10 protein-coding genes and 1 tRNA gene are annotated in these 16588 nt (G+C 62.4%); 6 read left to right on the forward strand and 5 right to left on the reverse strand.

Annotation, left to right across the window (positions count from 1 at the left end; translation table 11 throughout):
• The first annotated feature begins 854 nt into the window (after nucleotides 1-854).
• Nucleotides 855-3563, forward strand: a complete 2709-nt coding sequence (locus FIV42_RS21580) for a phospholipase C/P1 nuclease family protein (protein WP_141199703.1) — start codon at nucleotides 855-857, stop codon at nucleotides 3561-3563.
• The gene (locus FIV42_RS21585; RefSeq protein ID WP_141199704.1) at nucleotides 3560-4795 is read left to right on the forward strand and encodes a hypothetical protein; all 1236 of its coding nucleotides are present in this window, start codon (nucleotides 3560-3562) and stop codon (nucleotides 4793-4795) included. Before FIV42_RS21580 ends, FIV42_RS21585 begins: the two co-directional genes overlap by 4 nt.
• Before the next feature lie 1525 nt (nucleotides 4796-6320).
• Here the strand turns inward: FIV42_RS21585 and FIV42_RS21590 are convergent.
• A complete protein-coding gene (locus FIV42_RS21590) occupies nucleotides 6321-7097 on the reverse strand; it encodes a hypothetical protein (protein ID WP_141199705.1) in 777 nt (258 codons plus the stop codon).
• Between the two features lie 182 nt (nucleotides 7098-7279).
• On the opposite strand from FIV42_RS21590, the gene FIV42_RS21595 reads away from it, so the two are divergent.
• A complete protein-coding gene (locus FIV42_RS21595; protein WP_141199706.1) occupies nucleotides 7280-7510 on the forward strand; it encodes a hypothetical protein in 231 nt (76 codons plus the stop codon).
• Nucleotides 7511-7891: 381 nt separating this feature from the next.
• Here FIV42_RS21595 and FIV42_RS21600 read toward each other — a convergent pair whose 3' ends face one another.
• The 3 genes from FIV42_RS21600 to FIV42_RS21610 form a co-directional block, all read right to left on the reverse strand.
• Nucleotides 7892-8821 (reverse strand): hypothetical protein, encoded by a 930-nt coding sequence (locus tag FIV42_RS21600; RefSeq protein ID WP_141199707.1) that lies wholly within the window; start codon nucleotides 8819-8821, stop codon nucleotides 7892-7894.
• A gap of 776 nt (nucleotides 8822-9597) precedes the next feature.
• Nucleotides 9598-10056: a hypothetical protein gene (locus tag FIV42_RS21605; protein WP_141199708.1), complete on the reverse strand. Its 459-nt coding sequence runs from the start codon at nucleotides 10054-10056 to the stop codon at nucleotides 9598-9600.
• Nucleotides 10057-10501: 445 nt separating this feature from the next.
• A tRNA-Ala gene (locus FIV42_RS21610) sits at nucleotides 10502-10574 on the reverse strand.
• A 240-nt stretch (nucleotides 10575-10814) separates the two neighbouring features.
• On the opposite strand from FIV42_RS21610, the gene FIV42_RS30305 reads away from it, so the two are divergent.
• Both FIV42_RS30305 and FIV42_RS21620 read left to right on the forward strand, forming a co-directional pair.
• Nucleotides 10815-11765 carry a tetratricopeptide repeat protein gene (locus FIV42_RS30305; RefSeq protein WP_168210848.1) on the forward strand — a complete coding sequence of 317 codons (951 nt, stop codon included), beginning with the start codon at nucleotides 10815-10817 and terminating at the stop codon, nucleotides 11763-11765.
• Between the two features lie 57 nt (nucleotides 11766-11822).
• A complete protein-coding gene (locus tag FIV42_RS21620; protein WP_141199709.1) occupies nucleotides 11823-13277 on the forward strand; it encodes an RCC1 domain-containing protein in 1455 nt (484 codons plus the stop codon).
• 76 nt (nucleotides 13278-13353) lie between these two features.
• Here FIV42_RS21620 and FIV42_RS21625 read toward each other — a convergent pair whose 3' ends face one another.
• On the reverse strand, nucleotides 13354-14400 hold the full coding sequence (locus tag FIV42_RS21625) for a Leu/Phe/Val dehydrogenase (protein ID WP_222615287.1): 1047 nt from the start codon (nucleotides 14398-14400) through the stop codon (nucleotides 13354-13356).
• Nucleotides 14401-14822: 422 nt separating this feature from the next.
• Between FIV42_RS21625 and FIV42_RS21630 the strand changes: the two genes are divergently transcribed.
• Nucleotides 14823-16499: an SUMF1/EgtB/PvdO family nonheme iron enzyme gene (locus FIV42_RS21630; RefSeq protein WP_141199711.1), complete on the forward strand. Its 1677-nt coding sequence runs from the start codon at nucleotides 14823-14825 to the stop codon at nucleotides 16497-16499.
• The last annotated feature ends 89 nt before the right edge of the window (nucleotides 16500-16588 follow it).

The raw sequence follows: 16588 nt of genomic DNA on the forward strand, positions 1-16588 counted from the left end.
CGCTCGACCTTCCGGCACGCCGCCAGCGGAAACACGCTGCTCGCCGCGAGCAACTTGAGCGCCGTGCGCCGGCGAATGGGCTGACTACCCACCCGACCCGGCGAAGGGTCGGTGAGCACGAGCTTGTCGCCCAGGCGCTCGTCGACCAAACCCAGGCGCGTGCCGCAGGCGTCGAGCAGCTCCCACGCCGCGAAGACCAGTTCGACGACACGCTCGGACCGCGCCGCGAGCGCCGCGTCGAGCGCGTCCGGCCCCTCGATGCCGGCGACCTCGGCGAGCAGCGCCTCCAAACGGGCGACGACCCGCGCAGCCTTCGGCGGGTTGGCCACCTTGGCGAGCAGGCGCTCGAGCGTGCCGGGCGCGAGCAACTCGCCCTTCGGCCCGAGGTCGAGCGTCGCATCGGGCGGCTCGGCGAGGGCGTCGAGCACCCACGCCACGCCCCTGCACGCCTCCTCGAAGGCCCAGGTGAACTCGTCGAACGTGATATTCTCGGTCGCCTCGTCGAGGTACGACTTGCCGCGTGTGAGCGCTTCTTCTGGAGTCATGGTTCTTCTCCGCCGGTGCAGTGTGCGCACCTCAGAATAAGCCGTCGCGTGGTGGAGCGAAAGCTGAGGGGGGCATGCTGGCGGGGAGATTGGCGAAACACTCTGTTTCCGGCGAGGCTGCGGGCACGGCAATCATTGTACACTGCGATGAGGAGGGGAGGGGGTTATCCGCGTCTTTTGTGGCTTCTTGTGTTGTTTGGCCTCGACTCTCATTAGAGGCTTTCTCCGGTCATTCGTCCTCTGGGGTGATACTATGGGGCTGTTGCAGATCCTTTTGAGATGCATTAGCATTCCCGATGTCAAACAAAGATGGATAGCCCGCCAGTGGAGGGGGGCCTAGTTGCTGGGTACGATATGAAGTTCAGACTCTCTCATCTGGTTGCGGCTGCTTTCCTGTTGAGTTCTACGTTCGCGTTTTCCCCACAAGCGCTCGCGTGGAACCGAGATTCACACCAGCGAATCACCGAACTCGCCTACGCCTATCTGAAACTCTACAGCATCTGCAAAGATGCTGATCTGACAGAGGGCAAACGAGAGCTATACAACCGAGAGTTCGAGAATTGTGCGGGTGAGCTTCGCCACTCTTCGTCCGAGGGATACACGTGTGAGAGCGTGCAGGGATATTGCGAGGCCAAATGCCGCAACCGAGATAGCTACGAAACGTACCTGTGCGTGAAGGATTGCGTGGATGCCAACCCGGAGGCCGAGGCGGCGGCGCAGGGCGAAGGTTGCGTAGAGCCGTACTATTACGACCCCGAACTAGCCGCAGAGATCGAGAGTGATGTGTGCGCTCCAGTGGCCTACGAACGCACGAGCGTGGTGTGGTCAGATCGCTGCTCGGTGCTGGGGTCGACGATGAAGCGTCTCGGCATCACCCCGGAGGATGCCGCGCGCACTGTCAGCTTCTATCAGAACTTTCAGTCAACCGCGTGTCCCCTGGCGGATTATCCACACAAGGACGAGCCGGGTTGCGCGCGCGAGGATCTCAACAATCCCAACGAGGCTCAGCCGCTCGGGCAGTGGGACAAGGCTGCCTACGAGAATCAGTTTATCGGGCGTGGATTTGTGAACGAGCCGGGGCCAAACCGCCTCTACAAGCCGGCGGTCGGCGAGTTGCTGTCGATCACCAACTGGGTCACCACCGACTCCAGTGACGTCGCGGTCGATCTCACCGGGAGTATTATCGGGTTTCATACTGGCGCGTTGGACAAATTCGCGGACACCTATGGGCTCTTTTTCGCCCTCCCTGTCCTCGAGGAAGCCCTGAAGACGGGCGCCGAGATCGCTGCCGGTGTAGGGGGCGGCGCGCTGGCACTCGCCGCCGCAGTCGGTGGCGCGATCATGTGCGCGGTCACGTGCCCCATTACCGCCTTCTTTGGCAAGTGTGACGATTGCTTCGATAAGACGTGGGACACGACCAAGGATATCTTGGAGGAGACCAAGGATGTCATCGACAGCATCGAGGAGGAAAACCTCTTTGACGTCAGTGATCACAAAACGGAGTTCTTCGGCGGTGAATTGACGAGCATGTATCACTTCATGAATGCCAGCGACGACTATGACGATCGCGACGGATATGGAGTGCCGGGGGCTCTGGGGCCCGGGCTCGATTTGTTGTTCAAGAACCCGCTGATGAATGTGTTTCGGTTCCTCGTGCTCGACTTCAAGATCGATTACTCGATGTCGAAACGACCCCTGGAGAATTACTCCGTTCGCAATTCCGATGACCAGATGCGCGACAGCGCGCACCGCGGAGTGTTTTACTGGAAGCGCCTGGGCATTCAGACCTACACGTTTCCGCCAGTCGACAACCTTGCCTACTACTGGTGGCACAAGTGGTTCGAAGGACGCTTGAATGGGCGAGCCGAGATCGAGCTTGGCGTCGGCGAGTATGGAGTGATGCCGCTGGGGGCAGTGTTGCACGGTGTGCAGGAGTTGACGCAGCCATTCCACGCCTGGGGCATTACTCTGCAAGGCCACCTGCCCTACGAGGACTCGGTGTCCGACAATCTCGACCCGGTCGCCGCCTCCATGCGCAAGGTCAGCAACCCCAAGTTCTTCGTCAATTCTGCCGACCCGGATGGCGAGAAGAGGTTCCTCGATCGGGTGGGAGACTATCTGTTTCTGATCTATTGGAGTGGAATCGGCACGTGTGAAATTGGAACAACTGAGCCGTGCTATAAGGCGTTGAGAGTCCGGCAGTTGATGCATTTTCTGCGCGCCCAGACTTTCGGGGTCGACTCGGAGTGGGACTGGTCCAGTGATAAGCCGTGGACGTCATGGTGGGATTACGAATTATCCCGCGAGTATACCACGAACACGGCGATGCCGTTGGCCGTGGCCTCTTCGATCGCGCTGCTGTACGAGGCCAGCCAGGATCCGTCGCGCTACGGGATGGTCATGGACCTGCAGCTTTCTTCCTTCGAGCACGCCGGCCCGGTTCCCGGCCAGCCGACTCCCAGTTCATTTACCCCCGTCGACTTTCCCGACAACTACGGTGCGGCTGCTCCTTCTTGGGAGTGCGCGACAGCGACGTCGCGTGGCGCAGACGCAGTCGAAAAGTATTTCAATAACGACATGACCGGTACAGAACTCCTCCAGGTCGCCTACGCCGAAAAGATGCGCTGTGAGATCACTGCGGCGGGTTTGCCCGTACCACCCGATTCGGAGCTCGACGCCAATGCCAAGGCCCGCGTCGAGATTCTGCGCTCTTCGCTGGGCTGGCTCGAGCATGGAGACAACGTGCGCCTCGAAGAGGAATTGGCCTGCACCTATGCCGATTGGCCGGCCGAGATGGCCGTGGGGGCGCGCAATCGGTATCAAGAACGATGTGATGGACTCCTCGATTCGGATCACGACGGAGTCTATGACCAGAATGATGAATGTCACACCCCCGAGTCCCTGCTCGCCAAGGGCTACACCGCCGGCTCGAACGGTTGTGTCTTTACTCATGAAGCATTGTCGCCCCCCCCAGTCAATCCGTTCTCGCCGGGCGCGATGCGAAGGACGAAGCCATGAATTATCCGACAAGAGCCGCAATTCTGTTCATCTGCATCGTTAGCCTGGCAGGGTCTTACGGGTGCAGTGAGCCTCCCGCCGAGGAGTCGGTCAGTGAAACCCAGGGGGCGAAGCAGTCCGACTCCGAACCGAAAGAGGGGTCGCTGTGCTTCGACTCGTGCATGTCGGCGCGCATGGAAGAGTTTTCGACCTCTCGATGCTACGACGAATGCGCACACAAGCGCGAGCAACTCGACTTGGACACCAGTGCCTGCGATGAACTGTGTGCAAGTGCAGTTCGGTCGCGCGAGCAACTCGCGGGGCTGAAGTGCAAGTCCGATTGTGTTGACCAGTCCGATGGCGATTCGGTCACCGATAGCTTGGATCGTTGCCCGGACACCCCGGCAGGCGTTCCTGTGACTTGGGACGGGTGTCCCGACGGTGATGGCGACGGTGTGGCTGACAAGCAGGACGCCTGTCCGGGCACTGCATCGGGCACAGACGTGACCGTCGATGGGTGTGATGTCGTGGCGGCGTGCAGCCAGGGCAAGTGTGAGACCGCCCAGCCCACTTGTTCCTCCGAGCAGGCCTGTGACCGGCAACGCGAGATTCCCCTGTTGGAGTCGGCCCCGCTTGCCACGCGTCAGGAATGGATCATGAAGTTCTTGAAGCGACGCCACGCCGATATTGCGTGCCCCGATGACGAAACTGCTCCTCCACAGCCCCAGTTCCTGCAGCCCGAGGCGACCGTCGAGCCCGTTCAGGTCGGTCAGGCTTCGGTGTCGTTTACCAACGGGGCTGTGACTTCTGGCACGGTCGTTCCCCTCGAATTTGTTTGGGAGGAGGTCTCCGACCCTTGTGAGCCGGTGGAGTACAGCATCTACCTGGAGTACTACTACTGCGACACGATCACCGGTGTCGAAGAGCTGCATTCGTACCGCAACCAGGGCTGGTGCCGGTGGATGCCGCTCGAGTACCAAACCGTGCCCACGCTGTCTTATGACTTTCAGTTCGCGTTCGGCGAGCACCTCTACCGAATTCACCAGCCGTTCAGCGACGAGCTTCTTTGGAACCCTCCTTCCGACGGAACGTTCTATATCGGCTATCGCCCGTTCTGGCTGCGCGTGCGACTCATGGCGCATGACGGCAATGCCAACACCAGCGCGTTTGGCGTGCATGAAAGGCATCACTATCTCGTGCTATACCAAAAGGCGGCTCTCAGTACGTTGTCGCAAATCCCTGTCGCGCCCTAGTGGGGTGTCCCGTCCGAAGAGAGAGAGGCTCGCGTGAGCGGTCGAACCAGTCATTACATGGACCATGCACGGTATGTTGGCTTGGGCCCCATCTGGTGGGTCATGCTAGCTTTGTGGGGCGTGTGCTCGAGCGCTTGTGGTGCAGGCGTGGGCGACGACTGCCGAGAGATGTCCGACTGCGCCGATGGGCTGGTGTGTGTGCGGGCCGAAGGCCGCCCGTATACCTGCCAATCCCCCCGCGAAATCGGGGAGGCGTGCGAGTATTTTCGGGAGTGTCGTCCCGGGCTGCTGTGTCAATGCCCTCCCGACACTTGGTCGTCGGGCGGTTGTGTGCAAGCGGCCTGTTTCGCCCCGCGCACCGAGGGGCAGACATGTGTGAGCTACCGCAACTGCGCCGAGGGATTGACGTGCAACTTTGCGACTTCGCCGGCCACCTGCCAGCAGCCGGGCGATGAAGGGGCGTCGTGCGGCGCGCACGACAACGAAGAGCAGCAGATGAAGCAGTGTGCGGGCTCGCTTCGGTGTAATCTCGGATACGGCAGGGGGCAATGTAGCGCGCCTTCGGCCGAAGGCGCGCCCTGTTGGCAGTCCGAAGACTGTGCGAGCGGACTGAACTGCCGCCAGACTTCGAGCCGTTGCAGGACCTGTGTGCCACCACTCGACGACGGGGAGCGCTGCGTCGTAGATGACGACTGCGCCGGTGATCTGGTGTGCAACCACGCGCTCGAGCCCAACCAGTGTACTCCGCCCGTGGCCCAGGGCGCAGCGTGTGTCGATGATTCGGTTTGCGAGCCGGGCTTGATTTGCAACGATGCTCTCGATCCGCCCACCTGCGCCGAGCCGGGCGCGGCCGGAGCCACCTGCGCCGAGCATGGCGATTGTGTCGACGATCTGCGATGCAATGCCTCCACTGAACCAGCGACATGCGCCCATCCGGGCGAAACCGGCCAGCTTTGCTTTGGCGACGCAGAGTGTCCCGATGGGCAAATCTGCCACCATGCCGACGATCCCTTGTGGACTTGCAACGCGCCGAGTTCCCTTGGCGAGACGTGCGGGTGGGACTACGACTGCGCAGGCGAGTTAGTATGCGTGCGTGGCTCCTGCCGGCAGCCCATTGCCGAGGGGGAGGCGTGTGAACATTCCTTCGAATGCGAGAAGACGCCGCTGCGATGCGGCAACTCCGCGGCGTCCGACTGTATTCAACCCCGGTATACTTGCAACGCTCATACCCAGACCTGTTTGCTCCAACAACTCGAAGGCGGCCCGTGCGGAGTAGACTTAGACTGTCGCCATGGCTTGGTCTGCAACACCGGTGTCCAGCCCTCGACGTGCCGGCCACCCGGCGCCGAGGGCGACCCCTGTAACGAGGACAGCGACTGTGGCGAGCGATTGTGGTGCGACTCCGGCGCCTGTATGTACGTCAGGTGTCTGTAAAGCTCGGTTACAACCGGTCACTGTGATAGCGAATGAGCCTCGGAAGCTTCGTTCGCTGTCGCTACGACCGTTCCCCCATCAGACGTGTGCTTTACTGCTCGCAGTCGTCCAGCGCGAAGAGCAGCCCGCAGCTTGCGACAAACCCCACAAAGTCGGAGGTGAGGTGCGCGCACAACCGGCCGACCTCGGCGGCGAGCATCCAGGCGCCGGACTGGTGTTGGGTGGCCGCGGCGTCGATGAGCGCGGGGAGCGCGGCCGACAAGCCGGTCAGCGCCCCGAAGACCACCATGATCGGCAGCCAATGGCGGCGCGAGACCGACAGCGTCCGGCCGATCGCCTCTCGGGCGCTCATGCGGTGAGCGGTGGCGTAGTATTTGGCCGGCTCGAGCAAGAAGGCCAGCGGCAAGACCGCCCACGGAGCGAGCGACGGGTCGACCGAGAAGGCGACCACCACGACCAGCGCCAAGAGCACGCCGATCTTGAGCGACAAGTTGACCAACGTGGGCAATCGAGCGGCGGCCATGCGCAACACCGCGCCCGCTCCCACTCGCTCGCCGTCGTTGACGAGCTTGGCCGGAAGATACAGGCCGGTCTGCACCAATGAGACCACAAGCACGGCCAACGCGATGCCGAGCAGTTGGTGAACGGAGGCGAGCTGGACGTCACCACTGAGCAGGCTGGCGACGCTAGGCATCGCTCGGTCCTGCCAGAATGAGAATGTGTAGATCAACAGGCTCAGTCCGAACCAGCTGGCCAACAACGCCATCGGGATGCGTCTCCAGAAGCTACGCGCGGCGTTTTCAATCTCTTCGAAGGTGATGCGACGGTCTTTGTGACGGGCGGTGTGCGACTCTTCTTGGGGAAACATACTCTGTACTGCTTTTCTCAGAAGTATTGTGAGAACGCGAGTTTAGCAGGACTCTGCGCCGAGGTGTAGTGAGTTTGTGGTGAGTCTTATGCCGACGAAAGGAAGCCCAGATAGTTGCCCACTGCGAGCGCCATCGCTACGCTCTCTTGGTACCCAACCCCACCGCGATCCAGGCGGCGTCGATGCTCTCCATCGACCAACCCGTCAGCCTCGCCCCCTTGGCCCAACTCCCCAAGCTAGAGACGGTCTGGATCGGCGGCGGCGCGGTCGTGGACGTCGAGGCCCTGCTCGATGCCCCCGCGCTCGAGGTCGTAGAACTCGGGCAGTACGTGCGAATCTCCGATGGCGAGCTCGACGACATCAACGAAAAGATTCGAGCCCGTGGCATCGCCACGAGTCAGCGGAAGGGCTGATTGGGATTCCCTGCCGGCTGAAACGTCCGCTGTTCAGGCCGCGGGGAGGTGCCGAGCGCTGTGCGCGAGGCGGAGGGGACCCCGCAAAAAGCAATCGTCGTGCTTGTTCAGTCGGAGTTGCCGGACACACATCGAGAGTCATCCAACCGGCTCTCGAGGCAATGTTCAGCGGGGATGAGGCGCGCTTCGCCGGCCCACCGCAGCGGACCCCAGTCGGTAATACTTCCGCCACAGTCGTTGGCCTCCGTCGCGGGGCTAAACAACAGCCCCGGCGACGTCGTCCAATGCGGGCTGGCATCCCGCGCTCCCGTCAAAACAAAAAAGCCCGGCGAGGGCGCATGGTAACTGCCTGCAACGGCGTGCGCCGGGGTTCGTGCATCTTCACTTCACGGAGATGTCGACTTGCACTTTGTCGAGCTCTTCACTGCCGACCGTATCCGGCTCGGCGCCACCAACGATCGACTCGATCTGCTCGGCCGAAAGTAAGGTTCCGACATTCAGTGTGGCACGGCGCGTGTCGGTCTCGAAGATCGAAAATTCATCGTCGGCTCGCGGCTCACCGAACGCCGACGACAGGATGCGGATCACCGACGCGGCGACCTCACCGAGGAGGTCCGCGTCCCGGGCGGAAACCGTGAAGCCGACGCTTGTTACCTTACCGTCGGTGAGCTTCACGGTTCGGAGCGCACGACCTTCCGGCGAGTCCGCCAGAGTCACCTCGTGGGTGAACGCTGTCGTCGTTCCGTAGGGCCCGGCGATGGACCGATTTTCCCAACCGGGCTCGGAGCTAAAATCGATCGCAGGCTCGAGCCCGAGGCCGAGAGGGGGGGCCGCCGCGAGCTGCGACCAGTCGAGCAGCGTTTCGCAATCCGGCGGCAGCTCCGCCCACGGGGGCGGGGCGAGGGCCGTGTCGTACGGAATCGAACGTGTGAGATACACCCACTCGCCGCCCTGCGATTCGATGCGCGACACGACGATCTCCACCCTCGGGTCTTCCGACTCGGTCCATGTCGCCTCGGTTTCGGTCAGCGAGTCCGCCTCGCCCTGGGCGTCGCGCACCATGGTGATGACGTTCGAGAAGGTGTCACCGAGGTCGGCGGCACGGTTGGACGCCTCGATTTTGATGCTCGTGAGCCGGCCGTACTGGTCGAATTGCAGGAGACGCTTGACGGTGACGTCGCCAACCGACTCCACCTTGAACGGCAGCACCTCATTCACAGCGGCCTCCTGGTCGCCAATCGAGATCTGTCCGAATGGCTTGCCGTCCGCGAACGCGGCCAACTTTCTGATCTCCAAATCGATATCGCCCATTTTCTTCTCCTCACGCATGACCGGGGTGCACGCCCCAGCAGCGACACAGGGCCCGGGCCCCGGTCTGCTGAGACAGGCTGCAAGAAATCGTTGCGGACGATACTGCCACACAGTTCCAGAACGAGTAAACCCGCAGAGGCCGGTGGAACGTCGCTGTGTGTCATCTACGTTGGCCTGGACCTGTCGCAGCTCGCGCGCGGCTTGCAACCATCGGTGGAAGTGGCGGGTAGAGTGTGGCAGACCCATCAGCATGTCTCTCCATATCGCGACACCTTTGAAGGTCTTGCTGGGGTGTCAAGCGCTTCATGTGCAGCCCCGATAAGGCCCACGGCCGTGCTTGCGGGTTGCCCGCTTCTATCGTCACACGAAGACCACCCCAGCTAGCCCGAATGGAGTCATTTTCTCCCGCACGTGGGTAGATCACATGATGGGCGGTCAGCAGACGCGTCGAGGAACTCAGAAGGCCGCTTCCGTATACACGCTGAACGTCATTGGGATCGCAAACCTCTTCGTCCAGGCGCCGGTGGACGCCAACATGAAGATCAAAAGGGCTACTATTCTAGCGTACCTCATCAACTAATCTTCATTGTTGCAATCGTCGCTCTTGTCCAATCGGCGTGGCTGGACACACATCGAGAGTCATCCAACCGGTTGTCGAGACAATGTTCAGTGGGGATGATGCGCTCCAGCCCCCCCCACCTCCCCTCGCGCTGGAAAGCGCGCGGGGGAGGGGATTGCGTCTCTGAACCGCCTGCCTTACCTGCAAGGAACTAGAGCTAGGAGGGGGCGCCCAAAGTCTCGGCCACTCGGACGATTTGTTCATGGACCGACGGATTCAACTCCGGATGGAAGTCTGCAGCGAGAAACTGCATCAAATCGGCGGCAGAGATCACCTCGAACTCCGGCCGCTCAAACGGCTCTTCCATGTGCACCCGAAAGGACATGGGCGTGTGATCGAAGATGCTCGTCGAATCCACCTCTTCGCTCGGATCGCATCCCGCGTTTAGATAGGCGCGCACGACCTGATGGTGGAAGTCGTCGGAGTACTCGAGTTCGTCCATCACTCGCGGTTCGTACAGGCGACCCCAGCGGTTTAGCAGGTAGACCATCAGAAGGTTGCAGCCACTGTCAGCGCGGATACTCCCAAGGTCTTCGCCCTCGATGCGCTCGAGCTTTGCAGCGTCTTCGAAACAGCGGCCGAGTTGTTCGGCACGAAATACATGTTGCAGGCTCATAACTCCCTCGCGATGCCGTATTTATCGACAGCGTGTAGATTCGGGCAATCGAAGCGGCGTAGCAACTAGAAAATCTAGACCCTTATGATCGCTGTGTTTGTCTGGTGAGTTTGACGAACAAGTGTCCTTTCGGTCGCGCTCCGCGATGTGACCGGCACGCTGATATCCCGACCCTGAAGAGGTTGGCCAAGACCCACGATCCCGTCTTCATGATGGGGCTAGGCAATACCGCGCGTATCTGCCGACGAGTTCCGAACGCTCGGGGAGGGGCAGCGTCTCGAGCTCGTCGAGCATGAGGATGAGTCAGAGTGACTCGAGAACGGGCAGCGGCGGGTCGGGCTGGCATCCCGCGCTCCTGTCAAACGCAAAAGAGCCCGGGCGGCCAAACCGCCCGGGCTCTTTTGCTTTTTTGCTCGTTTACTTCTTCGCACTTTCCCTACCGAAATGGAGCTAGGGGGATTCGAACCCCCGGCCTCTAGAGTGCGATTCTAGCGCTCTCCCAGCTGAGCTATAGCCCCGAAGTCGGACGAGAAATAACCATTTCTCGCCCGTTGGTCAAGTCGTTCGTAAGAACCCTGAGAACGCGCCAGGTATTTCGGTGGCGCAAGGCTCGTGCGTCGGTTGCGCGAATTGATGCGGCGATTGGCGGGGATATGTCAAGTTTGCTATAGCTCACTAGTTGTTGGGCTACTAGATGGATGAACGTGTCGATGTGGCGGCCGGGTTCGGTCCCGCATGCTTGGGTCGTTGGGTGTCGGATGGAAACTGGTCTCAGTTGGTTTTGTCGCTGTCTGTTGGTCACGCTTTGCGTGGCTGTCGGCGTGTCGTCGGTCCCCGCGGACGTCTGCGCTCAGGATGGGGGCGACGACGTCGCGGAGTCGGAGGCGCCGATGCCGTCATCGGAGCAGCGCAAGCTCAACGACGAGGCGGTACGCGCCATTGGGGCCAAAGACTACACCAGGGCCATCTCGTACCTCGAGGAGTCGCTGTACCTGGGGGAACTCAATATTACCTACTTGAACTTGGGGCGGGCCTACCAACTGCTGGGTCAGTGCGCCAAGGCCAGGGCGGCCTATGCGAAGGTTGCGGAGGCTCCGGCGGTCAAAAAGCCTCGGGCAGCATTCGTCGAGTCGAAAGCTCAACAGTACCAGGCCGAGCTCGATGAGACTTGCCCCGAGCAGGACGAGGCGCCGGCGGCGGACGAAAGCAGCCAGACGCAAGCAGCGGACGACGTCGAGGCTTCGGAAGCCTCCGAGGTGACGGTCGGCGCGAAAGAAGGCGCGAACGAAAAGCCCCAGCAAGGGGCCGACACGGTCGAGCGGCCTGGCAATGCTGCGCCCCTTGGAGGTGCGGATGCCGGCGGCAATGCAGCCCTCGGCTGGGGGGCGACCGTCGGCGGGCTCGTATTGGTCGGCGGTGGCGTCGGGCTTCACCTTTGGGCGGAGTCGGTTCGTGACGAGGTCAGTGTGGAGCAGGCCCAGTTCGACGGGCAGCGCCGCGTCGTCAATATTTCCCAGTCGCAGGTCTACGAGCATCAGAGCAAGGCGAACACGCTCGACACCGTCGGCCTGTCGATGGGGATCGTCGGCGGGCTGTCGACCGCCGCGGGCATCTACTTGCTGGTGACCGATGACGCCGAGGACGGTGGTGCGGTGAGCGTCGGGCCGAGCAGCGACGGCGCGGGCATTGTGATTAACGGACGTTTTTGACGCCGAAGTCGCTCATCGCAAGAGGAGTGGCGCGTCGTCGAGGTTGAGGAGACGAAATTGAAAGTCGTACGCCTTTGGAGCGCTTCGGTGCTGGTCACGTTAGCCCTGAGCGGGTGCCAGACTGAACTCGAGCTGACCCAGAAGACTTTCGTGTGCCGCAGCAGTGCCGAGTGCACCGACGGCTTCGAGTGCGTCGAATTGCCTGAGGAGCCGGGCACGAAGATATGCGTCGAGTCGGGGACAGTTCTTGACGGCCCCGACGCGCGGGACGCGGATCGAGCCGACGTCAGTGACGACACCGATGTCGGCGGGGGGCCCGACGCCGACGATGGCCGAGACGTGGGGCCCTTGCCTGAAGGCGAGATTGTGGTGACCACGGGCAAAGACTTCTCGTGCGCCTTCATGCCCCAGGGAGATGCGTATTGCTGGGGCAACAACGCGGTCGGGCAGCTCGGAACCGGGACGGCTTCCGCGTCCCTGGTATTCGCGCCGACGCAGGTGGAAGTGCCCGAGGCGAAGTTCATCTCGACGCCGACTACCGTCGGCTCCAACGGCAAATTGACCTGTGCGATCGCCACGGATCGAACCGTGTATTGCTGGGGCGACAATTATTACGGCGGGGTCGACGCTACCTCGGATGCGCTCGAGATCGCCACCCCCACTCAGATCCCTTTCGACGGCGCTTCGCCGGTCTTCGAGCAGGTGTCCGTGGGTCAGACCCATGCATGTGCGTTGACGACTTCGAACGAGCTTTATTGCTGGGGATCGAACGGGAACGGAGAGCTCGGCGTCGGCAGCGTCGGAGACAACCAACCCAAACTCCCTCCCACCCGGGTCGATGACGCTCCGCTCGATGACCAGCGCAATGAGGTTTTCGTCCAGGTCGCCGCCGGCTTGGAGTTTACCTGCGCGCTGAGCTCGGAGAACCGCCTCTATTGCTGGGGGGACAATTTCAAAGGGCAGTTGGCCGACGGAACAAAGACGGGGTCACAGTATGTCCAAGAAGCCGCGCGTGGTGATTGGGTCTACTCCGACAATGTAGTCAGCTTGACGGCGGGAGCCTCGTCGGCCTGCATCGTGGGCGAGTCGGGCGCTGCTTATTGCTGGGGAGAGAATGAAAACGGGCAGCTCGGCGTGGGAGACGTCAAGGCGTCGTACGCCGAGCCGACGGAAGTGGAAGGAGAAGCGCGCTTCGGTGCGCTTTGGGTCGGCGAGAAGCACTCGTGTGGGCTTTCCGGGGAGCAAAAAGCGATCTGTTGGGGCAGGAATTTCGATCTGCAGTTGGGATTTCCCAACTCCGACGCCGACACCACCAATTACGACACGCCCGGGACGTCCGTGGACGAAGGGCTTGGCTTTCGACAACTGGCTCCCGCGATGTTCCATACGTGCGGGGTGAGCATGGATGACGTGGTGTATTGCTGGGGCTCGAACGAAAACGCTCAGCGTGGCAACGGCGTCGGGCCTTCACCGCCGACCGATGTACCTCAACGCGTTGTGTTCGACCCCTGAACAACTCGCCATCAGAGCAAAAAGGCCCGGACGCATGGAGCGTCCGGGCCTTTTTTCGTCACGGGTTTGCTCTCGCTCACTCTCCGTACAACTCTTCTTCGACGATGCGGTCGGCGACCACGCCCGTGGGGAGGTTCTCCTTGTCGGCGCGCTCGTAGATGGCCAGCATCGTGTCGAAGATGGCGCTGGTCTTCTCGCGGGCGGCGTCGGCGTCGTAGCCGGTGTACTCCTCGGCGACGTTGATGAGCCCGCCGGCGTTGATGGCGTAGTCGGGGGCGTACAGGATGCCGCGCTCCAGCAGCATGGCGCCGTGGCGGTCCTCGGCGAGTTGGTTGTTCGAGGCGCCGGCGACGATGTCGCACTTGAGGCGCGGGATGGTCTCGTCGTTGAGGATCGCGCCCAGGGCACACGGCGCGAAGATGTCGGCGTCGACGTCGTAAATCGACTCGGGGGCGACGCGCTCGGCGCCGAACTCGTCCTGGCAGCGCTCGATGGCTTCTTCGTTGACGTCGGTGACCGTCAGTTTGGCGCCGAGCTCGTGGAGCTCTTTGGCCAGATAATAGCCGACGTGGCCCACGCCCTGGACGCTGACGTGCAGGCCGTCGAGGTCGTCACGTCCGTAGCGATGCTTGACGGCGGCTTCGATGCCGCGGCGCACGCCGAACGCGGTGAACGGCGAGGGGTCGCCCGAGCCGCCCTCGGCGGTGCTGGTGCCGAGCACGTGGTCGGTCTGCTCGGCGACGACGTCCATGTCGCTGACGGCCGTGCCGCTGTCCTCGCAGGTGATGTACTTACCGCCAAGGCTGTCGACGAACTCGCCGTAGACGCTGAAGATGCGCTCGCGCTGCTCGTCCGACAGGTTCGGCGGGCGCACGATGACCGCTTTGCCGCCGCCGTGCGGAAGCTTGCTGATCGCCGCCTTGTAGCTCATGCCGCGCGCCAGGCGCATCGCGTCTTGGAGCGCGTCGTCGGTCGAGCCGTACTCGATGAAGCGGCAGCCGCCGATGGCCGGCCCGCGCTTCAAGTTGTGAATCGCGACGATGGCGCGAAGCTCGATTTGTGGGTCGACCTTCAGGTGCAGCTCGCCGTACTTGAGATCACTTGCGTAGTTGAACAGATCCACAGCGTCCTCCAAACGTGGCCGGAACGTCTCCTTTACGAGACGCGCGAGCCTACGACACAAAGGGGTGACTTCTTCAAAGGGCCTCGCCCATCGACGGCACATATAGTGGCGAAAGGGGGGGCGCGCAAGGGGAGAACTTGGCGTTTTACATGACGCTGTGCGTCATATTTTTCATAGGCTTAGAGCGTGTCGCCATCGATGGAATGTAACGGCGTGGCCCCTCTGTTCCAGTTCTCCCCCGATGCATGTGACGGAGTGTGAAATTGTGCTTTTCGTCCTTTGAGGGTGTTGGTTGTTTGTTCTACAAGGAACGTGTTAAACGGGGTGCCAGTTTTCTCAGTTCTGGCTCTTTTCTAGCCCCTCTCGAGCCGCTTACAAGCCGCAAGGCGGGGCGAGTTGCGAAGCATCATACCGAGGCCACTATGGCGACAATCATCTGCTCGAGTTGTGGAACTCGAAACCCTTCCGACAAAGAAGACTGCCGGCGCTGCGGTGAGGCGCTCGGCGACGTGATGCCGTCGACCGGCGGCGAGGTCTCGCCGATCGTCGACGGGCGTTGGGAAGTGGTGAAGCCTCTGCTCGGCACCGACAACCCCTATCTGTACATTGGGCGGGAGATGGAGTCGGGCCGCTCGGTGCTCATCAAGCGTTTGAGCCGCGCGGCGGCCCGAGACCGCACCGTGCGCGGCAAATTTGCCAAAGAGGCCGAGATTTTGGGGGCGCTGGAGCATCCGAACCTGGCGCGCATCGTCGACATGGTCGATGACAGCGACACGCCGGCGATGATCTTGGACGCGCCGGGCGATATCACGCTCGCCAAGCTGCTCGCCCGCAAGGGGCGATTGCCGGTGGGCATCGCCCTCGAGTTCACCCTGCAACTCCTGTCGACCCTCGACTTTCTGCACAAGAACCGGGTCACGCACCGTCAGTTGATGCCGACCAAGATTCTGGTCGGCAGCGACGCCCAGAAGGGCTTTCCGCTGCTGAGCGTAGTCGACTTCGGCCTGGCGCACCTGTCGAAGGTGCAGACCCTCGACGAGCTCGAGTTCGGCCCGAGCACGGTCGTGGGCATGAAGGTGACCGACACGGTCAGCGGCGCGGCGCCGCGCCCCTACCAGGCGCCCGAGCAGCTTCGCGGCGAGTCCCACGAGCAGAGCGATATCTACTCGCTGGGCGTCATCTTCTTCGAGATGCTCACCGGCGACCTGCCGTTGTCGTCGAACCCCGTCGACGAGAGCGGCACCGAACGAAGCATTCGCTCCGAGGAGCCCACGTCGGTGCGCCTGCTTCGCCCGGAGGTCTCCGCCGAACTCGAGGAGGTCATCCTGACCATGCTCTCGAAGGACGCCGAGCGACGCTTCCAAGACATCGACGCTGTCCGAAACGCCCTCGTCATGGCTCCCGAGGCCAAGACCGAGACGATGGTCGCCATCCCCAAGGGCACGTTCGTGCAGGGAAGCGCCGACGACGACGAAGACGGGCGTGACGAGGAGCGACCCCAGCGCGAGGTCTTCCTCGACGCGTTCTTCATCGACCGCACGCCGGTCACCGCTGCCGAGTACAAGGCGTATCTCGACGCCACCGGCACCCAGCCGCCCGAGGAGTGGGCGAAGTTCAACGACCCGCAAGAGAAGCCGGATCGGCCGGCGGTCCTGGTCAACTGGGACGACGCCAACGGCTACGCCGACTGGGCCGGAAAGCGCCTGCCCACCGAAGCCGAGTGGGAGAAGGCCGCTCGCGGTGAGGACGGGCGCATCTACCCTTGGGGCGAAGACGAGCCGAGCCCCAAGCGCGCCTGGTTCGACCAGAAGCACCCCAGCGAAGTCGGCGCGCGTCCCTTCGGCACGAGCCCGTGGGGCGTCCACGAAATGGCCGGCAACGTCTTCGAGTGGGTCGCCGACTGGTACGATCGCGACTATTACGCCGAAGCTCCCGACGAGAACCCGCAGGGCCCCGACTCCGGCACGAAGAAGGTCATCCGCGGCGGCTCGTTCGCCCACGGCGCCTTCGCGCTGCGCTGCGCCACCCGCGGGCGCTACCGCCCCGAGGCTCATCGCGCCAACCACGGTTTTCGGTGCGCGTGGTCGCTCGACGAGTGAGCCTCTCTTCCTGCGGCGAGTCGGGCGGCAGGTCATTCAGCGACTCACCCGATGACCCCCTGGCCGCCGAAGACGAAGATCCAGCGCAG

It is taken from the genome of Persicimonas caeni (assembly GCF_006517175.1).
Lineage (GTDB): Bacteria > Myxococcota_A > Bradymonadia > Bradymonadales > Bradymonadaceae > Persicimonas > Persicimonas caeni.